Annotated in this window: 19 protein-coding genes; 11 read left to right on the top strand and 8 right to left on the bottom strand. The window is 60.7% G+C overall.

The genetic code is table 11. The features are described 5' to 3' along the window. Positions 1 to 43: 43 nt before the first annotated feature. From P3C29_RS04400 to pqqE, 10 genes are all read left to right on the top strand, one after another. Complete coding sequence (locus P3C29_RS04400; RefSeq protein ID WP_201125521.1) at positions 44 to 955, top strand: sugar ABC transporter substrate-binding protein; 912 nt, start codon at positions 44 to 46, stop codon at positions 953 to 955. A gap of 56 nt (positions 956 to 1,011) precedes the next feature. Next, positions 1,012 to 1,494, top strand: a complete 483-nt coding sequence (locus P3C29_RS04395; RefSeq protein ID WP_050543199.1) for an Lrp/AsnC family transcriptional regulator — start codon at positions 1,012 to 1,014, stop codon at positions 1,492 to 1,494. Between the two features lie 167 nt (positions 1,495 to 1,661). Then, complete coding sequence (locus P3C29_RS04390; protein WP_201126243.1) at positions 1,662 to 3,344, top strand: NAD(P)/FAD-dependent oxidoreductase; 1,683 nt, start codon at positions 1,662 to 1,664, stop codon at positions 3,342 to 3,344. Positions 3,345 to 3,354: 10 nt separating this feature from the next. Beyond that, the gene (locus P3C29_RS04385) at positions 3,355 to 4,149 is read left to right on the top strand and encodes a carbon-nitrogen hydrolase family protein (RefSeq protein ID WP_275963965.1); all 795 of its coding nucleotides are present in this window, start codon (positions 3,355 to 3,357) and stop codon (positions 4,147 to 4,149) included. A gap of 50 nt (positions 4,150 to 4,199) precedes the next feature. Continuing rightward, a complete protein-coding gene (gene pqqF / locus P3C29_RS04380) occupies positions 4,200 to 6,563 on the top strand; it encodes a pyrroloquinoline quinone biosynthesis protein PqqF (RefSeq protein ID WP_275963964.1) in 2,364 nt (787 codons plus the stop codon). Positions 6,564 to 6,731: 168 nt separating this feature from the next. Continuing rightward, positions 6,732 to 6,806, top strand: a complete 75-nt coding sequence (gene pqqA, locus P3C29_RS04375; RefSeq protein WP_003194766.1) for a pyrroloquinoline quinone precursor peptide PqqA — start codon at positions 6,732 to 6,734, stop codon at positions 6,804 to 6,806. A gap of 77 nt (positions 6,807 to 6,883) precedes the next feature. Beyond that, a complete protein-coding gene (gene pqqB / locus P3C29_RS04370; RefSeq protein WP_010167410.1) occupies positions 6,884 to 7,795 on the top strand; it encodes a pyrroloquinoline quinone biosynthesis protein PqqB in 912 nt (303 codons plus the stop codon). An 11-nt stretch (positions 7,796 to 7,806) separates the two neighbouring features. Further along, positions 7,807 to 8,559, top strand: a complete 753-nt coding sequence (gene pqqC, locus P3C29_RS04365; RefSeq protein ID WP_003211042.1) for a pyrroloquinoline-quinone synthase PqqC — start codon at positions 7,807 to 7,809, stop codon at positions 8,557 to 8,559. Further along, the gene (gene pqqD / locus P3C29_RS04360; protein ID WP_177043234.1) at positions 8,556 to 8,831 is read left to right on the top strand and encodes a pyrroloquinoline quinone biosynthesis peptide chaperone PqqD; all 276 of its coding nucleotides are present in this window, start codon (positions 8,556 to 8,558) and stop codon (positions 8,829 to 8,831) included. The genes pqqC and pqqD overlap by 4 nt, the downstream gene beginning before the upstream one ends. After that, a complete protein-coding gene (gene pqqE / locus P3C29_RS04355; protein WP_275963994.1) occupies positions 8,824 to 9,963 on the top strand; it encodes a pyrroloquinoline quinone biosynthesis protein PqqE in 1,140 nt (379 codons plus the stop codon). The genes pqqD and pqqE overlap by 8 nt, the downstream gene beginning before the upstream one ends. 6 nt (positions 9,964 to 9,969) lie before the next feature. Here the strand turns inward: pqqE and P3C29_RS04350 are convergent, their stop codons facing one another. The 4 genes from P3C29_RS04350 to P3C29_RS04335 form a co-directional block, all read right to left on the bottom strand. After that, entirely contained in the window at positions 9,970 to 10,128 is a 159-nt protein-coding gene (locus P3C29_RS04350; protein ID WP_003211049.1) for a YqaE/Pmp3 family membrane protein, read from the bottom strand. Between the two features lie 96 nt (positions 10,129 to 10,224). After that, entirely contained in the window at positions 10,225 to 10,545 is a 321-nt protein-coding gene (locus P3C29_RS04345; protein ID WP_063026725.1) for a DNA-binding transcriptional regulator, read from the bottom strand. Beyond that, positions 10,529 to 10,894, bottom strand: a complete 366-nt coding sequence (locus P3C29_RS04340; RefSeq protein WP_201125525.1) for a type II toxin-antitoxin system RelE/ParE family toxin — start codon at positions 10,892 to 10,894, stop codon at positions 10,529 to 10,531. Before P3C29_RS04340 ends, P3C29_RS04345 begins: the two co-directional genes overlap by 17 nt. Before the next feature lie 237 nt (positions 10,895 to 11,131). Further along, complete coding sequence (locus P3C29_RS04335) at positions 11,132 to 12,412, bottom strand: aminotransferase class III-fold pyridoxal phosphate-dependent enzyme (RefSeq protein WP_275963963.1); 1,281 nt, start codon at positions 12,410 to 12,412, stop codon at positions 11,132 to 11,134. Between the two features lie 209 nt (positions 12,413 to 12,621). Between P3C29_RS04335 and P3C29_RS04330 the strand changes: the two genes are divergently transcribed. Beyond that, positions 12,622 to 13,512 (top strand): LysR family transcriptional regulator, encoded by an 891-nt coding sequence (locus tag P3C29_RS04330; RefSeq protein ID WP_275963962.1) that lies wholly within the window; start codon positions 12,622 to 12,624, stop codon positions 13,510 to 13,512. A gap of 226 nt (positions 13,513 to 13,738) precedes the next feature. On the opposite strand, the gene P3C29_RS04325 is transcribed toward P3C29_RS04330, so the two are convergent. The 4 genes from P3C29_RS04325 to P3C29_RS04310 all read right to left on the bottom strand — a co-directional run bounded on the left by P3C29_RS04325 (position 13,739) and on the right by P3C29_RS04310 (position 20,816). After that, entirely contained in the window at positions 13,739 to 15,517 is a 1,779-nt protein-coding gene (locus P3C29_RS04325) for an acyl-CoA dehydrogenase C-terminal domain-containing protein (RefSeq protein WP_169386983.1), read from the bottom strand. A 122-nt stretch (positions 15,518 to 15,639) separates the two neighbouring features. Beyond that, positions 15,640 to 17,424: an acyl-CoA dehydrogenase C-terminal domain-containing protein gene (locus P3C29_RS04320; protein WP_275963961.1), complete on the bottom strand. Its 1,785-nt coding sequence runs from the start codon at positions 17,422 to 17,424 to the stop codon at positions 15,640 to 15,642. 90 nt (positions 17,425 to 17,514) lie between these two features. Next, a complete protein-coding gene (locus tag P3C29_RS04315) occupies positions 17,515 to 18,804 on the bottom strand; it encodes a GGDEF domain-containing protein (RefSeq protein ID WP_275963960.1) in 1,290 nt (429 codons plus the stop codon). A 206-nt stretch (positions 18,805 to 19,010) separates the two neighbouring features. Next, positions 19,011 to 20,816, bottom strand: coding sequence for a phenylacyl-CoA dehydrogenase (locus P3C29_RS04310; RefSeq protein WP_008434376.1), 1,806 nt, complete (start codon positions 20,814 to 20,816; stop codon positions 19,011 to 19,013). Positions 20,817 to 20,936: the final 120 nt, after the last annotated feature.

Raw genomic sequence — 20,936 nt, 5'->3', positions numbered from 1 at the left:
TTCAGAATCTTTGTCGCACTAAAACAATAAAAAGGAACCTGTCATGAAGCGCCTGCTTGGCTGTGCCTGTGCCCTGTTGCTGTCCACCGCTGCCCATGCTGAATTGCGCATTGGGGTATCGGTCGGACAGTTTGATAACTACGTTTCCTACCTGGTGCAGGCCATGCAGGACCGAGCGAAGGCCTCGCCCGATGCAGTCAAGCTGCAGGTGGAAGATTCCGCCAGCGACGTGGTCCGCCAGTTGAACCAAGTAGAAAGCTTCATCAGCCAGAAAGTCGACGCGATCATCGTCAACCCGGCCGACACCGCCGCCACCCGTAAAATCACCGAAAAGGCCAACGCCGCCGGGATCCCGCTGGTGTACATGAACAGTCGCCCCGAGGTTGAAACCTTCCCGCCGGGCGTCGTGTTCGTCGGCACCGACGAGCGCGCGATTGGCCGGATGCAGATGGAATACCTGGCCGAGAAGATGGGCGGCAAAGGCAACCTGGCGATCATCCTCGGGCGCCTCGCCCACAGCGACACCGGCAAACGCACCAGTGGCGTCAAGGATGTGCTGGCCAAGTACCCCGAGATCAAAGTCGTTGAAGAACAGTCCGGCGACTGGCAGCGGGAAAAAGGCATGGACCTGATGAATGAATGGCTGACCAAGGGCCAGACCATCAATGCCGTGGCCTCCAACAATGACGAGATGGGCATTGGCGCCGCCATGGCCCTGCGCCAGACCGGGCGCCAGGACATTCTGGTGGGCGGCATCGACGGCACGCCGGACGGTTTGCAGGCGCTGAAGAAAGGCCAACTGGCAGTGACCGTATTCCGCGACCCGGTGGCGATCGGTGCGGGCTCGGTGGACGCGGCGCTGATGCTCATCAAGCACGCCGCCCTGCAAGGCGATGTATGGGTTCCGACCCAGCTGGTCACCCCGGACAACTACCCGCAGTTCCTGCACAACTGAGCCAAACGCCGCCGCGAGCATCAAGGGGAATGAGCCTGTAACATGCTTGCCCATTGATGCCCGCGCCGGAGAACACCTTGCCCGCCTCTCACCCTCCCGTCCTCGATGAAATCGATCGCCAGTTGATCGCCGCGTTGCAGATCAACGCCCGCGAAAGCGTGGCCATGCTCGCCCGGCAACTGGGCATCGCGCGCACCACCGTCACCTCGCGCCTGGCGCGCCTGGAAAAAACCCAAGTGATTACCGGCTATGGCGTACGCCTGAGCCAGCGGGTGGTGGATGGCGGTTTACAGGCCTACGTGGGGATTACCGTGCAACCGCGCTCGGGCAAGGAAGTGCTGCGCCGGATCAGTGCCATGGCGCAGGTTCAGCAACTGTGTGCGGTCAGCGGCGAGTTCGATTACGTGGCCTGGCTGCGCACCGATTCGCCGGAGCAGTTGGATCAACTGCTGGACCAGATCGGCAGTGTCGACGGTGTAGAGAAGACCACCACCTCGATCATCCTCAGTAACAAACTGGATCGCGGGCAACCAATCTGACCAGCACCTTCGTCACTCTGACTAAAAACAATTCAATCCGACGACACATTGCGTCTTATTAACGAACGCTACGCTCCCTAGAATGGCTGCCATCTTTTCCTATACTCAGCGGGTCGCGCCCCGCCGAGTCGCCAGCAAGGTCAGCCATGAGCATTCCTTCCAGCACCATCAGCAAGCCCAATCGCCACCCTGCCAACGGTAAAAAACCGATCACCATCTTTGGCCCGGACTTCCCGTTCGCCTTCGATGACTGGATCGAGCACCCGGCCGGTCTGGGCAGCATTCCAGCGGCCAACCATGGCGCCGAAGTGGCGATCGTCGGCGCCGGGATTGCCGGCTTGGTGGCCGCCTACGAGCTGATGAAGCTGGGCCTGAAACCGGTGGTGTACGAAGCCTCGAAAATGGGTGGCCGCCTGCGTTCCCAGGCGTTTGAAGGCGCCGAAGGCATCATTGCCGAGCTGGGTGGTATGCGCTTCCCGGTGTCGTCCACCGCGTTTTATCACTACGTGGACAAACTCGGGCTGGAGACCAAACCGTTTCCCAACCCGCTGACGCCCGCTTCCGGCAGCACGGTCATCGACCTCGAGGGCCAGACTCACTACGCACAGAAACTCGCCGACCTTCCTGCACTGTTCCAGGAAGTGGCTGACGCCTGGGCCGACGCCCTGGAAGCCGGATCGCAGTTCGCCGATATCCAGCAAGCCATCCGCGACCGTGACGTACCGCGCCTGAAAGAGCTGTGGAATACGCTGGTTCCGTTGTGGGACGACCGCACCTTCTACGACTTCGTCGCCACCTCCAAGGCGTTCGCCAAGTTGTCCTTCCATCACCGCGAAGTGTTCGGCCAGGTCGGCTTCGGCACCGGCGGCTGGGACTCGGACTTCCCCAACTCGATGCTGGAAATCTTCCGCGTGGTGATGACCAACTGCGACGACCACCAGCACCTGGTGGTCGGCGGTGTCGCCCAGGTACCCATGGGCATCTGGCGCCATGTGCCGGAGCGTTGTGCCCACTGGCCCGAAGGCACCAGCCTCAGTTCCTTACACCACGGCGCGCCACGGGCCGGGGTCAAGCGCATTGCCCACGCCCCCGACGGCCGTTTCGCTGTCACCGACAACTACGGCGACACCCGTGAATACGCCGCCGTGCTGACCACCTGCCAGAGCTGGCTGCTGACCACCCAGATCGAGTGCGACGAAACCTTGTTCTCGCAGAAGATGTGGATGGCCCTCGACCGCACCCGCTACATGCAATCGTCGAAGACCTTCGTGATGGTCGACCGGCCATTCTGGAAGGACAAGGATCCGGAAACCGGCCGCGATTTGATGAGCATGACGCTGACCGACCGCCTGACCCGTGGCACCTATCTGTTCGACAATGGTGACGACAAGCCGGGAGTGATTTGCCTGTCTTACTCGTGGATGAGCGACGCCCTGAAAATGCTCCCGCAGCCGATCGAAAAGCGCGTAAAACTGGCCCTCGATGCGCTGAAAAAGATCTACCCGAAAGTCGATATTGCCGCGCGGATCATTGGCGATCCGATCACTGTGTCGTGGGAAGCCGACCCGCATTTCCTCGGTGCTTTCAAGGGCGCGTTGCCTGGCCACTATCGCTACAACCAGCGGATGTACGCGCACTTCATGCAGAAGGACATGCCGGCAGAGCAACGCGGTATTTTCATTGCCGGTGACGACGTGTCGTGGACGCCTGCGTGGGTTGAAGGCGCGGTGCAAACCTCGCTGAACGCGGTGTGGGGCATCATGACTCACTTCGGTGGCAGCACTCACCCACAGAACCCGGGGCCGGGCGATGTGTTCGATGAAATCGGGCCGATCGCACTGCCCGAGTAAGGAGTTGCCCATGCGTGTCGCCCTGTATCAATGCCCGCCTTTGCCGCTGGACGTGGCCGGCAATCTCAAGCGCCTGCATCAACTGGCGCAAGAGGCTACCGACGCCAACCTGCTGGTGCTGCCGGAGATGTTTCTCACCGGCTATAACATCGGCGTAGAAGCGGTCGGCGCCCTGGCGGAAGCTCAGGACGGCCCGTCTGCGCAGTCCATCGCCGCGCTGGCAAAAAACTCGGGTGTGGCGATTCTCTATGGTTATCCGGAACGCGGGGCTGACGGGCAGATCTACAACGCCGTGCAGTTGATCGACGCCAACGGCCAGCGCCTGTGCAACTACCGCAAGACCCACCTGTTTGGCGACCTCGACCACTCGATGTTCAGCCCCGGAGACGATGAGTTGCCGCTGGTGGAATTAAACGGCTGGAAGCTGGGGTTCCTGATCTGCTATGACCTGGAATTCCCGGAAAACACTCGGCGCCTGGCGCTGGCGGGGGCGGAGTTGATCCTGGTGCCGACGGCCAATATGGTGCCCTTCGATTTCGTCGCCGATGTCACCGTGCGGGCGCGGGCCTTTGAAAACCAGTGTTATGTGGCTTACGCCAATTACTGCGGCCAGGAAGGCGAGATCCAGTATTGCGGGCAAAGCAGCATCGCCGCACCGGATGGCCAGCGGATTGCCCAGGCGGGCCTTGATGAAGCGTTGATTGTCGGCACTCTGGATCGCCAACTGATGGTCGACTCCCGCGCGGCCAATCGCTACCTGCTGGACCGTCGCCCGGAGCTCTACGGTGCGTTGCACAAGCACTGATCCGGCAGGTTTGCGCTAGCATAGGCACTTCCTACGTTTCGGAAGTGCCCATGCCTGCGCCGGCCCACCCTCATCACCTTCAATTGACCCTGGCCAACGGCCTGCAGGTTTCCTTGCATCATGCGCCGCGTTTGAAGCGCTGCGCGGCGGCCTTGCGCGTTGCAGCGGGCAGTCATGATGTGCCCTTGGCGTGGCCGGGACTGGCGCATTTCCTTGAGCATCTGTTGTTCCTGGGTACTGAGCGTTTTCCTGCAAATGAAGGGCTGATGGCTTACGTGCAGCGTCAGGGTGGCCAGGTCAACGCCAGCACTCGCGAACGCACTACCGACTTTTTCTTTGAGGTGCCGGTTCCGGCATTTGATGCGGCGCTGGAGCGCCTGGGGGATATGCTCGCCCATCCGCGCCTGGCCCCGGAAGACCAGTTGCGCGAACGCGAAGTGTTGCACGCGGAATTTATCGCCTGGTCGCAAGATGCCACGGCCCAACAGCAACAGGCGTTGCTGCAAGGCGTTGCGGCGGGTCATCCGCTGCGGGCGTTTCATGCGGGCAACCGGGATAGCTTGCCGGTGGAGCGTGAGGATTTTCAGCAGGCGTTGCGGGATTTTTATGAAGGCTTCTATCAGACCGGGCAGATGACCTTGAGCCTGGCGGGCCCTCAGTCACTGGCGGAGCTGGAGGCTTTGGCGAAGCAGTTTGGCGCTGCGTTGAAGACTGCACCGCTGAAGCCACAGGTGCCTGCACCCGCGTTGCTGGCCGGCATTCAACGGACCTATCAACACACCAATGAACACCACTGGCATCAGGTGGTGGTGAGCGAAGCATCCCCTGAAGCTCTGGATTTCCTGTGCCTGTGGCTGAACGCTTCGGCCCCGGGTGGGTTGCTCGCCGAGTTGCAGGCGCGACAGTGGGTCAGCGCCCTCAGCGCGACGGTGCTGTATCAGTTCGCCGGCCAGGCGCTGCTGGATATCAAGTTCACCCTGGACACGCTCGGTGCCCGGCAACCCCCCGTGATCGAAGAACTGTTGCACGACTGGTTGAGCTTTTTCGCACACAGCGATTGGACGCTGCTGCGGGAAGAGTACGCCTTGCTGCTCGCGCGCAAACGACAGGTCAGCGGCGCCCTGGCACTGGCCCGGCGGGACAGCGAGCCGGTCCTGTCCGAGCACAGCGCCACGTCCCTCAAGGCGCTGCTGGACTCGCTGCAACTGCCGCCGTCCCGGCACGCCTGGCAACTGCCACCTGACAATCCGTTCCTGCGTCCGGCAGCCCGGGAGGAACGCCCTGGGCTGATTCGCGGCCAAACCAGCGCCCATCGTGGTTTGCGCACGTTCGCCCAGGATCGCTCCCGTGGACGAAAGGATCTTTCGGCGCTGACCTTCAGCCAGGCGTTGCCAGGTGACACAGACGAGGGGGCGATTTACCTGCGCTGGCAGCTGAATTCGCCGCTACCCACAGACCTTTTCCCACGCCTGCGCGAGAACGCTAGCCAAGCGGGCGTCGAACTTGCCTTCGAGACCATTGGCAATCATTGGCAACTGAAAATGGTCGGGCTTCACGACCCCATGCCGGCGGTATTGGCAGAAGTGGCGCGCAGCCTGATACAACTTGATGAAAAAGCTGGAGCACCCACCCATGCGGCACCGGCAATGGCCATCCGGCAGTTACTCAAGGCATTGCCCTCTTGTTGCGCAGGCATCACGCCCGCGAACCCAACACCTCATCAGGACCGATGGTCAACGGCCCGCTGGCAAGGGCTTGCAGTAGGGTTGCCCGCCAGCGGCGAAGAGGCCATTAAAACTGCTGCCGGGAAACTGCCCGGCCAACCGGCAACAGCCGTCACTGAACGTCCTTCATCCGGCGGCCAGCACCGTTGGCACGAGGTAAGTACCGATTCCACCGACGCCGCGTTGCTGCTGTTCTGCCCGACACCGACCCAATCCCTGGCCGACGAAGCATGCTGGCGTTTGCTTGCCCACCTGATGCAGGCGCCGTTCTACCAGCGCCTACGGGTCGATTTGCAACTGGGCTACGCGGTGTTCAGCGGCATCCGACAGTTCAATGGGCAAACCGGGCTGCTGTTCGGGGTGCAATCTCCCAGCGCCTCCCTTGCGCAAATTCTCGATCATCTGCAAACGTTCCTGAAACAGCTGCCCGCCCTGATCAACAGCAGCGAACTGCCGGGTAATCTGGCCCGGCAATTTGCCCTCGATGCCCTGCCCACCGCCCAAGCCGCTGAACTGCTCTGGCACGCCCATTTGGCGGGCCACCCGTCGGATTACATCAATCAGTTGCAAGATTTCATCCAGACCCGCACCCGCAAGGATTTAATGGACGCCGCACAGCAACTCAATGCGGCTGCAGGCGGCTGGCACTGCGTGGCCAATGGCCCGCGCAGCGCCGGTATCTGGCAATGATCAGGCTGATCATTGCCGCTTCGGTAAAAGGCTTTTTCCCACAGGACAGCGCTATCTTCAAAAGAAGTACGTAACATTCACACGCACACATCTGAACATCTCCGCTTGGAGGTGGACTATATGTATTACTTGGTAGTAAACGTCCCATCCCTTCGTAGGAGTAAGAACATGACTTGGTCCAAACCTGCTTACACTGATCTGCGTATCGGCTTTGAAGTCACCATGTACTTTGCCAGCCGCTGATTGGCTTTGTATCGCAATGCAACGCCTCGGCTCGCCCGGGGCGTTTTTATTTTTGAGTTGTGTGTAATGGAGCGGCCATGTTTGTCCAGATTCTAGGTTCCGCCGCGGGCGGTGGTTTCCCGCAATGGAACTGCAACTGCGTGAACTGCGCAGGTTTTCGCGACGGTAGCCTGCGGGCCGAGGCGCGCACCCAATCGTCCATCGCGATTTCCGATGACGGCGTGAACTGGGTCTTGTGCAACGCCTCGCCGGACATTCGCGCCCAGCTTCAAGGGTTCGCCCCGATGCAACCCGGCCGCGCCCTGCGGGACACCGGCATCAGCGCGATCATCCTGATGGACAGCCAGATCGACCACACCACCGGCCTGCTCAGCCTGCGCGAAGGCTGCCCGCACCAGGTGTGGTGCACCGACATGGTCCATGAAGACCTGAGCACCGGCTTCCCGCTGTTCACCATGCTGACCCACTGGAACGGCGGGCTGGCCTGGAACCGCATCGAGCTGGACGCCAGCTTCACGATTCCCGCCTGCCCCAACCTGCGCTTTACGCCGTTGCCCCTGCGCAGCGCAGCACCGCCCTACTCGCCTCACCGATTCGACCCACACCCGGGCGACAACATCGGCCTGATCGTCGAAGACCTGCGCACCGGCGGCAAGCTGTTCTACGCTCCAGGCCTGGGCAAGGTCGACGGGCCGTTGCTGGAGATCATGGCCGGCAGCGATTGCCTGCTGGTGGACGGGACGATGTGGGATGACGACGAAATGCAGCGCCGTGGCGTCGGCACCCGCACTGGCCGCGAGATGGGCCACCTGGCACAAAACGGCCCCGGCGGCATGCTGGAAGTGCTGGAGCAGTTGCCCAAGCAGCGCAAGGTGCTTATCCACATCAACAACACCAACCCGATCCTGGATGAGGACTCGCCCGAGCGAGCCGAGTTGCTGCGGCGCAATGTGGAAGTGGCGTACGACGGCATGAGCATTGAATTGTAGGAGCGAGCCAAATGACTGACACACCGCTGACCACCGCCGAGTTCGAACAGGCCCTGCGGGCCAAGGGCGCCTTCTACCATATCCATCACCCGTATCACGTGGCGATGTATGAAGGCCGTGCCACCCGCGAACAGATCCAGGGCTGGGTCGCCAACCGCTTTTATTATCAGGTGAACATTCCCCTCAAGGACGCCGCGATCCTGGCCAACTGCCCGGACCGGGAGATCCGTCGTGAGTGGATCCAGCGCCTGCTGGATCACGACGGTGCCCCCGGTGAGGACGGCGGCATCGAAGCCTGGCTGCGCCTGGGCCAGGCAGTCGGCCTGGACCCGGATCAACTGCGCTCCCAGGAATTGGTACTGCCCGGCGTACGATTTGCGGTAGACGCCTACGTCAACTTCGCCCGCCGCGCCAGCTGGCAGGAAGCCGCCAGCAGTTCCCTGACCGAGCTGTTCGCGCCGCAGATCCACCAGTCGCGCCTCGACAGCTGGCCACAGCATTACCCATGGATCGACCCGGCTGGCTATGAGTATTTCCGCACCCGCCTGGGCCAGGCCCGCCGGGATGTGGAGCACGGTCTGGCCATCACCCTGCAGCACTACACCACCCGCGAAGGCCAGGAGCGCATGCTGGAAATTCTCCAGTTCAAACTGGACATTCTTTGGAGCATGCTCGATGCCATGAGCATGGCTTACGAACTGAAACGCCCGCCGTACCACAGCGTGACTGATCAGCGTGTATGGCATAAGGGGATCACCCTATGAGCTTCGATCGCAGCAAAAAACCGACCTGGCGCCAGGGCTATCGCTTCCAGTATGAACCGGCCCAAAAAGGCCATGTGCTGCTGTACCCGGAAGGCATGATCAAGCTCAACGACAGCGCCGCATTGATCGGTGGTTTGATCGATGGCGAGCGCGACGTCAGCGCGATCATCGCCGAGTTGGACCAGCAATTCCCGGGTGTGCCCGAACTCGGTGAAGACATCGAGCAATTCATGGAGGTTGCCCGTGCTCAGCACTGGATCGAACTTGCCTGACCTGCCACCCAAGCCGGAAATCGGCCTGCCGCTCTGGTTGCTGGCCGAGCTGACCTACCGCTGCCCGCTGCAATGCCCGTATTGCTCCAACCCGCTGGATTTCGCCGAGCAGGGCAAGGAGCTGAGCACTGAACAGTGGATCAAGGTATTTCGCGAAGCCCGGGAAATGGGCGCTGCGCAGCTGGGGTTTTCCGGCGGTGAGCCGCTGGTGCGCCAGGACCTCGCCGAACTGATCGCCGAGGCGCGCAAACTCGGTTTTTACACCAACCTGATCACCTCCGGCATCGGCCTGACCGAGCAGAAGATCAGCGACTTCAAGAAGGCTGGGCTGGACCATATCCAGATTAGTTTCCAGGCCAGCGACGAGCAGGTGAACAACTTGCTGGCGGGGTCAAAAAAGGCTTTCGCACAGAAACTGGAAATGGCCCGGGCGGTGAAAGCCCATGGCTACCCGATGGTGCTGAACTTCGTCACCCATCGGCACAATATCGACAAGATCGACCGCATCATCGAGCTGTGCATTGCGTTGGAAGCGGACTTTGTCGAGCTTGCCACCTGCCAGTTCTACGGCTGGGCCCAGCTCAACCGGGTCGGCCTGTTGCCGACCCGGGAACAACTGGTGCGCGCCGAACGCATCACCAACGAGTACCGCGCCAAGCTCGAAGCCGAAGGCCACCCGTGCAAGCTGATTTTTGTCACGCCGGATTACTATGAGGAGCGCCCGAAAGCCTGCATGAATGGCTGGGGCAGTATCTTTCTGACGGTGACCCCGGACGGCACTGCCCTACCGTGCCACGGTGCCCGACAGATGCCGGTGCAATTTCCCAACGTTCGCGACCACAGCATGCAACACATCTGGTACGACTCGTTCGGCTTCAACCGCTTTCGCGGCTATGACTGGATGCCCGAGCCATGCCGCTCATGCGACGAGAAGGAAAAGGACTTCGGTGGCTGCCGCTGCCAGGCGTTCATGCTGACCGGAGATGCCAGCAACGCCGACCCGGTGTGCAGCAAATCGGAGCATCACGGGATGATCCTCCAGGCCCGCGAGGAAGCGGAGCATGCCACCCAGACCATCGAGCAACTGGCCTTTCGCAATGAGCGCAACTCACGGGTGATCGCGAAAGGCTGAGGCCTGTTAACGTTTGGCGATGATATACACGGCATGCACGATGCCCGGAATGTAGCCGCACAAGGTCAGCAGAATATTCAGCCAGAACGCGCCAGCGAAACCCACTTGCAGGAACACACCCAGTGGCGGCAGCAGAATGGCGATGATGATGCGAATGATATCCATGGGTTTAGCTCCTGAAAATCGGCTCGTGTGAGCCGTACAAGCTAATCGACCTTGGGCGTTCGTGAGGGTTCAGTGGGATCTGGCAACGGGCCATCCTCAGGCCAGGATTTCCAAACCGTGCTTCTGCACGATGCTCAACAGCTTGAGCGCCATGCCGCTGGGCCTTTTCTCACCTGACTCCCATTGCTTCACCGTGGAGGCGCTGGTGTTCAAGTAGCGGGCAAAGACAGGTTGGCTGACGTGGCTGCGCTCGCGCAGTTGTTTGATTTGCTCGGCCGGGATTTGTGCCGGGATATCCGCAAGGCATGCCTCGTCGAACTCACGAAGAGTCGTTTTATTAATGGCGCCTATGGCATAAAGCGCTTCGGCGGATTGATGAATGGACTCAAACGCCTCACTTTTATATTTCTTGGTCATGATGTATCTCCACAAACTCCCTGAGATCCAGCATCTGCTGAATCTGCGCTTCGCTGAAACCTTCATAAGTCTTAGCCAGCGACCGAAACCAAACCAGTTCGCTTTGACTGATATTGCTTTGGTTCTGCTTGGCAAATAGCAATTGATAAACCCAGTAATGCCTACCCTTGGCCAAGACAATTGAACGATGTCGGTTCTGATTCAAACGCTTTTTCCAAACACCGCCGCCCAAATTATCGGCTTGGCCGCCAAGCATTTCGGTGAAAGCTTCCCTCAATTCCGAATCACATATCCAGGCCTTGCTGGCTGCGATAGCAAAATTCCGCGTTTTGAACAGCCTGAGCCTCATAAGGCATCCCTTCCCAAAAACATACCACCCAGTGGTATAGATTAGAAATAGAGCATGGTAAAAATCTTCACGCCCAATCGGCAGTCCTTGCCGACGTCCGCTAAAAAGCCACTTTTCCCAATGATGCTCAAGCACCCTTTTCAATCCAAAAATTTCGAGACAAAAAAAACGCCCCCAGCCAAAAGAATCAGGCTGGAGGCGCCGCGTATACCGCGAGACGGTTCAGGAAATAAGGGGTTAAACGGCAATGCCCTTGCGGCATTGCAGCTGCGCGGTGCGCACCCGGGAAAAGGCCCGGGCCAGGCGCAGGAGCATTTCGTCGACGTTGCTTTTGCTCAACGTGAGCGCCGGGGTGAAGCGCAGGCAGTCGGGTTGCGGCGCGCCCAGGATCAGACCTTCACTCAGCGCTGCCTTTACCACTGCATCTGCCGAGTCTTCCGACAGGGTCAGTCCCCATAGGAGGCCCTGGCCGCGCAATTCGCCCTGGCCATAACGATGAGCCAGTCGTGCCAGCCCTTCGCCCAGGTAGGCACCAACGTCGCATAGGTGCTCAAGAAATCCGTGGTTCAGCACCGTATCGAGCACCGCCACGCCAGCAGATGCCATCAGCGCGTTGCCGTGGTGGGTGCCTTCCAGCTCACCGAGTTCAAAACAACACGCCTTGCCCCGCGCCAGCAACGCCGCCAATGGCACACCGCCACCCAGGCCTTTGCCCAGGGTGATGATGTCGGCGCGGACGCCATAGTGCTGTTCGGCGAGTAAGGTGCCGCAACGGCCGGTGCCGGTTTGCACTTCATCGAGGATCAGCAGTATCCCCAGTTCGCGGCACAGGCGCTCGACGCCCTTGAGGTAATACTCGGTCGCGGGAATCACGCCGGCATCGTTCTGGATCGGTTCCAGCATGATTGCCACGGTTTGCGCGTCGACCGCTGCATGTAGCGCCGGCAGGTCGTTGAACGGCACGTGACTGAAGCCCGGCAACTGCGGCTCGAAGCGGTTTTCACTGGCGGCCGCCGAGGCCGACATCGCGGCAAAACTGCGGCCATGGCAACCGTTGCTGGCGGTGATGATGCGATAGGCGCCGCCGCGATGGAGCTGACCCCATTTGCGCGCCAGCTTGATCGCCGCTTCGCAGGCTTCGGCACCGCTGTTGAGCAGGTAGGCCTGGTCGCTGCCGGTACGATGGCACAGGCGGTCGGCGAGGTTCAGTTGAGCGCGGTTGTGCAGGCCGTTACCAGGATTGATCAGCGACTGGGCCTGATCGGCCAACGCCTTGGTCAATGCTTGCGGGCTGTGACCCAGGCTGTTGGCGCCGCCGCCCTGATTGAAGTCGAGGTAGGCACGGTCTTCGCTGTCCCACAGCCAGGAGCCCTGGCCGCGCACGAACACGTGGGGCGGCCGGACTAGGCTGGGCATCAGGCAGTCGCTGGAAAGGTCGTCGCGCAGTGTCGGGGTTTTCGCGTCGAGAATCAGATCATCCAGGCTGGGGACCGGGCGACGCAGGTTGAACAGGTTCATGAATGAACCCCGCTGGCAATCGCACCTTGGTCGGTATTACCGATCAACCCATGGCTGAGGTTTTTTGCCCTGCCTATGCAAACACCGTCAACATAAACACTACTCATCGCGCTTTCCGGCCCTGTAAGCCCTGTGAATAGGCGCTAGACTAGGCGTCTCGGGGGCACTCGGCCATTTCGATTTTCCAGCTTTTTCGATAAGCATTACTTATGGATTTCAAGCAACTGCGTTATTTCGTCGCGGTGTATGAAGAAGGCCACGTGGGGCGGGCTGCAGAGCGCCTGTCGATCTCCCAGCCGGCTTTGTCGCAGCAGATTCGCCAGCTCGAACAGAACCTCGATGTGAGCCTGTTCGAACGCAGCAGCAAACGCTTGCTGCCGACCCTCGCCGCCCACACGTTGTACAACCATGCCCTGCCCCTGCTCGACGGCATGCAGCATGCCGTCGAGGCGCTGCGCAACTTCAAGGGCCAGGCATTGCGCACCCTGGCGATCGGCGTGCTGCAAACCGTGCACACCAGCCTGGTGCCGCAGATGCTCGAACGGGTGCGCAAGGCGCAGCCGCACCTGGTGGTGCAGATCTACGAATTGACCGGTATGGAAATCGAACGCCGGCTGCTCAATGGCTCGCTGGATATCGGCATCAGCTACCTGCCGCCGCACCAGCCGGGGCTGCACGGCGTGCTGTTGTATGAAGATGAACTGAAAGTGGTCATCCCGTCCGACCACCCGTTGCGGGAATTCAAGAAAGTCTCCTTGAAGCAGGCCGCCGAGTTGCCGATGTTACTGCTCGGGGAAGAGTTTCAGGTGCGGCAGATATGGCAAGGCCAACTGGCCAACCTGGGCCGACGCCCGCAAGTGCAGGCAGAGCTGAATACGATGGTGGGGATTCTCGACAGCCTGCCCCACACCAAGCTGGCGACAGTGCTGCCCGGACGCTCCCAGGACGAACACAACAGCAAGGGGTTGCTGTGGAAACCGTTGAGCGAACCACGGGTGCCGTTGAAAGTCGGGTTGGTGTGCCGGGATGTGCAGCGTCAGCAGGCGACGCTGGAGTTGTTGCGCACGCTGCTGGAAGACGTGATGAACGCGCCTGTCTGACTTTTTCGCAGGCAAAAGAAAACCCCGCCGAAGCGGGGCTTTGCAGACTGTTTCCCTGACATCCATTTCACTCCGCCTTCCTGGCAGAATCCTACGTGTCCGTGTTGTTGCTTTGCGCTTCCTGCGCGACGTCCATGTGAAGTAGATTATCCGTGGATCCAATATGGCGATAGAGGACGAATAGCAGCACGTCATGTAAGAGAATGCTTACACGCCCTCCAAGCCCTTAGAACTGGGCTTCATCCAGCAAAAACAGCGATTCGCTACCGGCTTTTACCGAAGCACTGAGGGACGCGATCCGCGGCAGCAAGCGGGCAAAGTAGAAACGCGCGGTGCCCAGTTTGCTGGCGTAGAAGTCTTCCTGAGCTTCTTTGCCCAAGGCCGCCTTGGCCATCAGCGCCCACATGTAGGCGTACGCCATGTAGCCGAAGGCGTGCAGGTACTCCACCGACGCCGCACCGATTTCATTCGGGTTTGACTTGGCGCGATCCAGCAACCAGGCCGTCAGTTCGTCCAGGTCATCCACCGCCGCGTTCAGCGGTTTGGTGAACTCGGCCAGTTCGGCACCGGCCGTGCCGGTGAAATGGCGAATCTCGTCGGCGAACAACTTGTAGAACGCGCCGCCGCTGCCGACGATCTTGCGCCCTACCAGGTCCAGGGCCTGAATGCCGTTGGTGCCTTCGTAGATCTGGGTGATGCGCACATCGCGTACCAGTTGCTCCTGGCCCCATTCGCGAATGTAGCCGTGGCCGCCGAAAATCTGCTGGCCGTGCACGGTGGTTTCCAGGCCCAGGTCGGTCAGGAACGCCTTCGCCACCGGGGTCAGCAAGGCCACCAGGTCGTCCGCACGTTTGCGGGCGGTGGCGTCTTCGCTGAACTTGGCGGTATCCAACTGCATCGCGACGTAGGTGGAGAATGCGCGGCCACCTTCGTTAGAGGCTTTCATGGTCAGCAGCATGCGACGCACGTCCGGGTGGACGATGATCGGGTCGGCGACCTTGTCCTTGGCCTTCGGACCGGTTGGCGAACGGCTTTGCAGGCGGTCGCGGGCATATTCGATAGCGTTCTGATAAGAGCGCTCGCCGGAGGCCAGGCCCTGAATGCCGACGCCCAGACGCTCATAGTTCATCATGGTGAACATCGCCGCCAGGCCACGGTTGGGTTCGCCCACCAGGTAGCCCACGGCTTCGTCGAAGTTCATCACGCAGGTCGCGGACGCCTGGATGCCCATCTTGTGTTCGATGGAGCCACAGGTCACCGGGTTGCGCGCGCCCAGGCTGCCATCGGCATTCACCATGAACTTGGGCACCAGGAACAGCGAGATGCCCTTGGGGCCCGCCGGTGCGTCCGGCAGCTTGGCCAGCACCAGGTGGATGATGTTGTCGGTGAGGTCGTGCTCGCCACCGGTGATGAAGATCTTGGTCCCGCTGACCTTGTAGGAACCGTCCGCCTGAGGCTCGGCCTTGGTCCGGATAATCCCCAGGTCAGTGCCCGCATGCGGCTCGGTCAGGCACATGGAACCGGCCCACACGCCGGAGTACATATTCGGCAGGTAAGTGGCTTTGAGTTCTTCGCTGGCGTGGGTGTTGATCGACACGCAGGCGCCGGAGGTCAGCATCGGGTACAGGCCGAAGGCCAGGCCCGAGGAGTTGATCATCTCTTCAACCTGGGCCGACACCGCCTTGGGCATGCCCATGCCGCCGTAGGTTGGGTCGCCACCTACGCCCACCCAGCCGCCTTCGGCGTAGGTTTTGTAGGCGTCCTTGAAGCCGGCCGGGGTGAAGACCGCGCCATTCTCCCAGCGGCAGCCTTCTTCGTCGCCGCCGCGGCTGAGCGGGGCGACGGTCTTGGAGGTGACTTTGCCGGCTTCTTCGAGGATTGCCTCAACGGTCTCGGCGTCGACGGTCTCCGCCAGCGCGGGCAGTTGGGCCCAGAGTTTGGCGACCTCGAAAACTTCGTTGAGGACGAAGCGCATATCGCGCAGCGGCGCTTTGTAGTCAGCCATGGCAAACCTCGTGAGAACTTAAAAGTGATTCGGGTGGTGTCAGTTTTACAGACCCCGAGTGTAACCGAACAACTTTTGTGACACATAGGGTCTGCTTGTGACCAACAAGTATTTTACGGTCACTAAAGTGCAAAAAGCTCCGCCGGCAGACTCATCAGGCACTCACTGCCCGCCTCCACCGCCGCCCGATGGGCTGCCGTGCGTGGCAACAGGCGCTTGAAGTAGAACTCGCACGTGGCCAGTTTGCCCCGATGGTAATCGGCATCACCGCTGCTGCTGTCCAACTGCTCTTGTGCCACCAGCGCCATGCGCAGCCACAGGTAGGCGAGGATGATATAGCCGCTGTACATCAAGTAATCCAGAGCGGCGGCGCCGACTTCATCGGGGTTTTTCATCGCCGCCATGCCTACCTTGACCGTCAGCTCGCCCCACTGTTGATTCAACTGGTTGAGCTGCGCCACATGGGCCTTGAGTTGCGGATGCTCGGCATTGGCCGCGTAGAACTTGTGGACGATTTTGGTAAAGCCCCGCAGCAGCTTGCCCTGGCTGCCGAGCACCTTGCGCCCGAGCAAATCCAACGCCTGGATACCGTTGGTCCCTTCATAGATCGGCGCAATCCGGCAATCGCGAACCAGCTGCTCCATGCCCCATTCACGAATAAAGCCATGGCCGCCGAACACTTGCATGCCGTGGTTGGTCACCTCCAGCCCGGTTTCGGTCATGAAGGCCTTGCAGATCGGCGTGAGAAACGCCAACAAGTCTTCAGCCTCCTGGCGCTGGCCCTCGTCAGCACTCAGGTGCGCGGTATCGAGCAACTGTGCGGTGAAATAGGTCAACGCCCGGTTGCCTTCGTTGAAGGCTTTCATGGTGAGCAACATGCGCCGCACATCCGGGTGGACGATGATCGGGTCGGCGGCTTTTTCCGGAGCCTTGGCGCCGGTCAGCGAGCGCATCTGCAAGCGATCGTTGGCGTACTTGATCGCGCCCTGGAAGCTGGCCTCACCCAGGCAAAGGCCCTGCATCCCGGTGCCCAGGCGTGCATGGTTCATCATGGTGAACATGCAGTTGAGGCCCTTGTTCGCCTCACCAATCAGGAACCCCCGGGCGCCATCGAAGTTCAGCACGCAGGTGGCCGAAGCCTTGATGCCCATCTTGTGCTCGATGGAGCCACAGCTCACACCGTTGCGCTCACCCGAATCGGCGTGGAACTTGGGCACGATAAACAGCGAGATACCCTTGGTCCCGGCCGGTGCGTCCGGCAGCTTGGCCAACACCAGGTGGATGATGTTTTCACTCATGTCGTGCTCGCCGGCCGAGATGAAAATCTTGCTGCCGGTGACCGCGTAGCTGCCGTCTGCCTGAGGCACGGCGCGGGTCTTGATCAGCCCCAGGTCGGTGCCGCAATGGGCTTCGGTCAGGCACATGGTGCCGGTCCACTGGCCTGCGGTGAGTTTGCTCAGGTACGTGTTTTTCTGTTCGTCAGTGCCGTGGGCGTGAATCGCCGACATCGCACCGTGAGTCAGGCCGGGGTACATGCCCCAGGAGGTGTTGCTGGAGGCGATCATCTCGGCAAGCACCAGCCCGAGGGACATCGGCAAGCCTTGGCCGCCGTAGGCCGGGTCTGCCGCCAAACCGTGCCAGCCGCCTTCCACGTACTGGGCGAAGGCTTCCTTGAAGCCTTTCGGCGTGGTCACCACACCGTTGTCGAAATGGCAGCCTTCTTCATCGCCGGAGCGGTTCAACGGTGACAGCACGTTTTCGCAGAATTTCGCGCCTTCTTCGAGGATCGCGCCCACCATGTCCGGGCTGGCATCGTTCGCCCCGAGCGCCGCATAGTGGCCGTGGAAATCAAAGACGTGATCGATCAGAAAGCGCATGTCGCGCAGGGGAGCTTTATAGTCAGGCATGGCAATGTCTCCGGCAGCAGATACCTTCAACCTACTGCCGCGCGGCCTGCCGGACAATCACTGTAGGGCCGCTGAATACAGCACCATCACTCAACCGGCAGCACCGCCCATGCGCACCGCGCCCCGGCGGCTTTGCCCCGCGGCCACCACGCAATTACGCCCGGCGCCCTTGGCGCTGTACAACGCCTGGTCGGCGGATTTGAGCACTTCTTCGGGCGTGCGCTGCTCAGCCTGACGCTCGGCCACGCCGATGCTGACGGTCACCGACACGCTGGAAGCGCCACTGCCAGCACGACGCTGGCGACCCTGTTGGTCGTCGTGGGGACGGTCCGGGTTACGCAGCTTGATGTCGTAGTTGGCGATGATTTCGCGAATCTCTTCCAGGTGCGGAAGGCATTCATCGAGGGTCTTGCCGGCGAACACCACCGCAAACTCTTCACCGCCATATCGGTAGGCGCGGCCGCCGCCGTTGACCTTCGACAGCTTGCTGGCCACCAGGCGCAATACCTGGTCACCCACGTCGTGGCCATGGGTGTCGTTGAAGCGTTTGAAGTGATCGACGTCGCCCATGGCCAGCACATAGTTGCGCCCCAGGCGCTGCATACGCTCATTGAGCGCGCGGCGCCCCGGCAGCCCGGTCAGCTCGTCACGGAAGGCCATTTGATACGCCTCGTGCGCCACACCGGCGGCAATCATCAGCATCACCTGGCTGCACATGATATTCAGCGTGAACGGCAGGATGAAGGTCTGCGGCAACATCCAGAACAACCCGATCAAGCCCACCAGTTGCGCGGCGTGCAGCGGCCTTGGCTGGTACCAGTACTGCGCGGCCAGGGTGACAAAACCAATCAGGAACATCGGGTAGGACAACTGGATCAGGCTCATCCAGCGGCCATGCAAGGCGGGCCAGCGGATCTCGGCCAGCCAGTTCAACAAGGCGTGGGGGAAACTTTGTTCAAGGGCCAGCGCCACACTGCCAACCGCAAACAACACCGCGCAACGTGCGACGAAGTCGCGAAACAGGTGGGTTTTTTCCTGCCAGACCGCATAGATGCCGAACAGCAGCGGCAGCAACAGGCAGCACAGATGGAAGACCACCGCCGCGTCTTCCCGGACCCGGCCATTGTCACGGTAGTAATCGGTCTGGGTGTCCAGCAGGAAATAGATGACGTACACCGTGATCATCAGGAACAGCTCGCGCTGGCGACGGTAGACCGCGCAGTACGAGCCGCCCAGCAGCAACACCAGGGTCGGCAGCACGTTGAACAGTGAAGTGAAGAACACATTGAGATCCTTCACGTACGCAGCCGAGAGCCCCGCCAGCAGTAATAGCAGTGAAGGTAAAAAATGACTGAAACGTACAGCGGACGCGCGCGACAAGGGTAAAGCTCCGACCCACTAAAAAAGATGGCACAGTGCCTTCACTGATCACAGTTAAGCACATTCGATGTGATGCGTATCACATTGCCATCACTTTAACGGCCGCTCCGCGCAATCCCTGAGTCCTGCGCTGTGGTTTTTTATCGCGCAAAAAAAACCGCCGCTCCCGAAGGAGCGGCGGCTTTTTGAAATGAACCCGCCGAGGCTTAGTAGCCCAGGTCGAAGTTCTCTTCTTTCATGTCCATCAGGTTGTTGGCGCCCGACAGCATGGTTGCTACGTGGGTGCGGGTACGCGGCAGGATGCGCTGGAAGTAGAAGCGCGCGGTCTGCAGTTTGGCGGTGTAGAAGCCTTCTTCGGTGGTGCCGGCAGCCAATTTCTCGGCAGCCAGGCGGGCCATGTCGGCCCAGAAGTAAGCCAGGCACGCGTAGCCGGAGTACATCAGGTAATCCACCGAGGCGGCACCGACTTCTTCGCGGTCTTTCATGGCGGCCATACCGACCTTCATGGTCAACTCGCCCCACTCTTTGTTCAGTGCCGCCAGCGGTGCAACGAATTCCTGTACGGCTTCGTTGCCTTCGTTAGCCTGGCAGAACTTGTGCACGATCTTGGTGAAGCCCTTCAGCGCTTCGCCTTGGGTCATCAGCACTTTACGGCCCAGCAGGTCCAGGGCCTGGATGCCGGTGGTGCCTTCGTACAGCATCGAAATGCGGCTGTCGCGAACGTTCTGCTCCATGCCCCACTCGGCGATGAAGCCGTGGCCGCCATAGATTTGCACGCCATGGTTGGCGGCTTCAAAACCGACTTCGGTCATGAACGCCTTGGCAATCGGGGTCATGAAGGCCAGCAGTGCGTCAGCCTGTTTCTTGGCTTCGTCGTCGGTGCCGTACTTGACCACGTCAACCTGCTTGGCGGTGAAGTACACCATCGCGCGGTTGCCTTCGGCGAAGGCTTTCATGGTCAGCAGCATGCGGCGCACGTCAGGGTGCACGATGATCGGGTCGGCTGCCTTGTCCGGCGCTTTCGGGCCAGTCAGGGAGCGCATTTGCAGGCGGTCGCGGGCATATTTCAGGCCGCCCTGGAAGCCGATTTCAGCGTGGGACAAGCCTTGCAGCGCGGTACCCAAACGAGCGGTGTTCATAAAGGTGAACATGCAGTTCAGGCCTTTGTTCGCCGGGCCGATCAGGAAACCGGTGGCCGCGTCGAAGTTCATCACGCAAGTGGCGTTACCGTGGATGCCCATCTTGTGTTCCAGGGAACCGCAGGACACCGCGTTGCGCTCACCGATCGAACCGTCTGCGTTCGGTACGAACTTGGGAACGATGAACAGCGAAATGCCTTTGGTGCCGGCCGGTGCATCCGGCAGGCGGGCCAGCACGATGTGGACGATGTTGTCGGCCATGTCGTGTTCACCGGCCGAGATGAAGATCTTGGTGCCGGAAACCTTGTAGGAACCGTCAGCCTGAGGTTCGGCCTTGGTGCGCAGCATGCCCAGGTCGGTGCCGCAGTGCGGTTCGGTCAGGCACATGGTGCCGGTCCACTCGCCCGACACCAGTTTGGTCAGGTAAGCCTCTTGCTGCTCGGGGGTGCCGTGCTCGGAAATGGTGTTCATCGCGCCATGGGACAGGCCTGGGTACATGCCCCACGACCAGTTGGCTTCACCGACCATTTCGCTGACCGCCAGGCCCAGGGACTCCGGCAGGCCTTGGCCACCGTGCGCCACGTCGTGGGCCAGGCTCGGCCAGCCGCCTTCAACGAATTGTTTGTAGGCTTCTTTGAAACCGGTAGGGGTTTTAACGCCTGACTCGCTCCAGGTGCAACCTTCGATGTCACCCACGCGGTTCAGCGGTGCCAGTACCTGCTCACAGAACTTGGCGCCTTCTTCCAGAATGGCGTCAACCATGTCCGGGGTAGCGTCCTGGCAAGCCGGCAGGCTCTGATAGTGCGCTTCATAGCCAAGCAGTTCGTCACGAACGAAGCGAATATCACGCAAGGGGGCCTTGTAGTCAGGCATAGCGATAAACCTCTGCTGATGTATCTGGGATGAACAACCGCGTGGATGTGTTATTGCGGTCAAACAGTTGTTTGAAACATACGTTTACGACCAATCCTTGTCAAGCGTCGCGCAAATGCC

This window comes from Pseudomonas sp. 1912-s (genome assembly GCF_029269205.1).
Lineage (GTDB): Bacteria > Pseudomonadota > Gammaproteobacteria > Pseudomonadales > Pseudomonadaceae > Aquipseudomonas.
The sequence above is the reverse complement of the archived record's forward strand: the minus strand, read 5'-3'. Positions and strand labels throughout refer to the sequence as shown.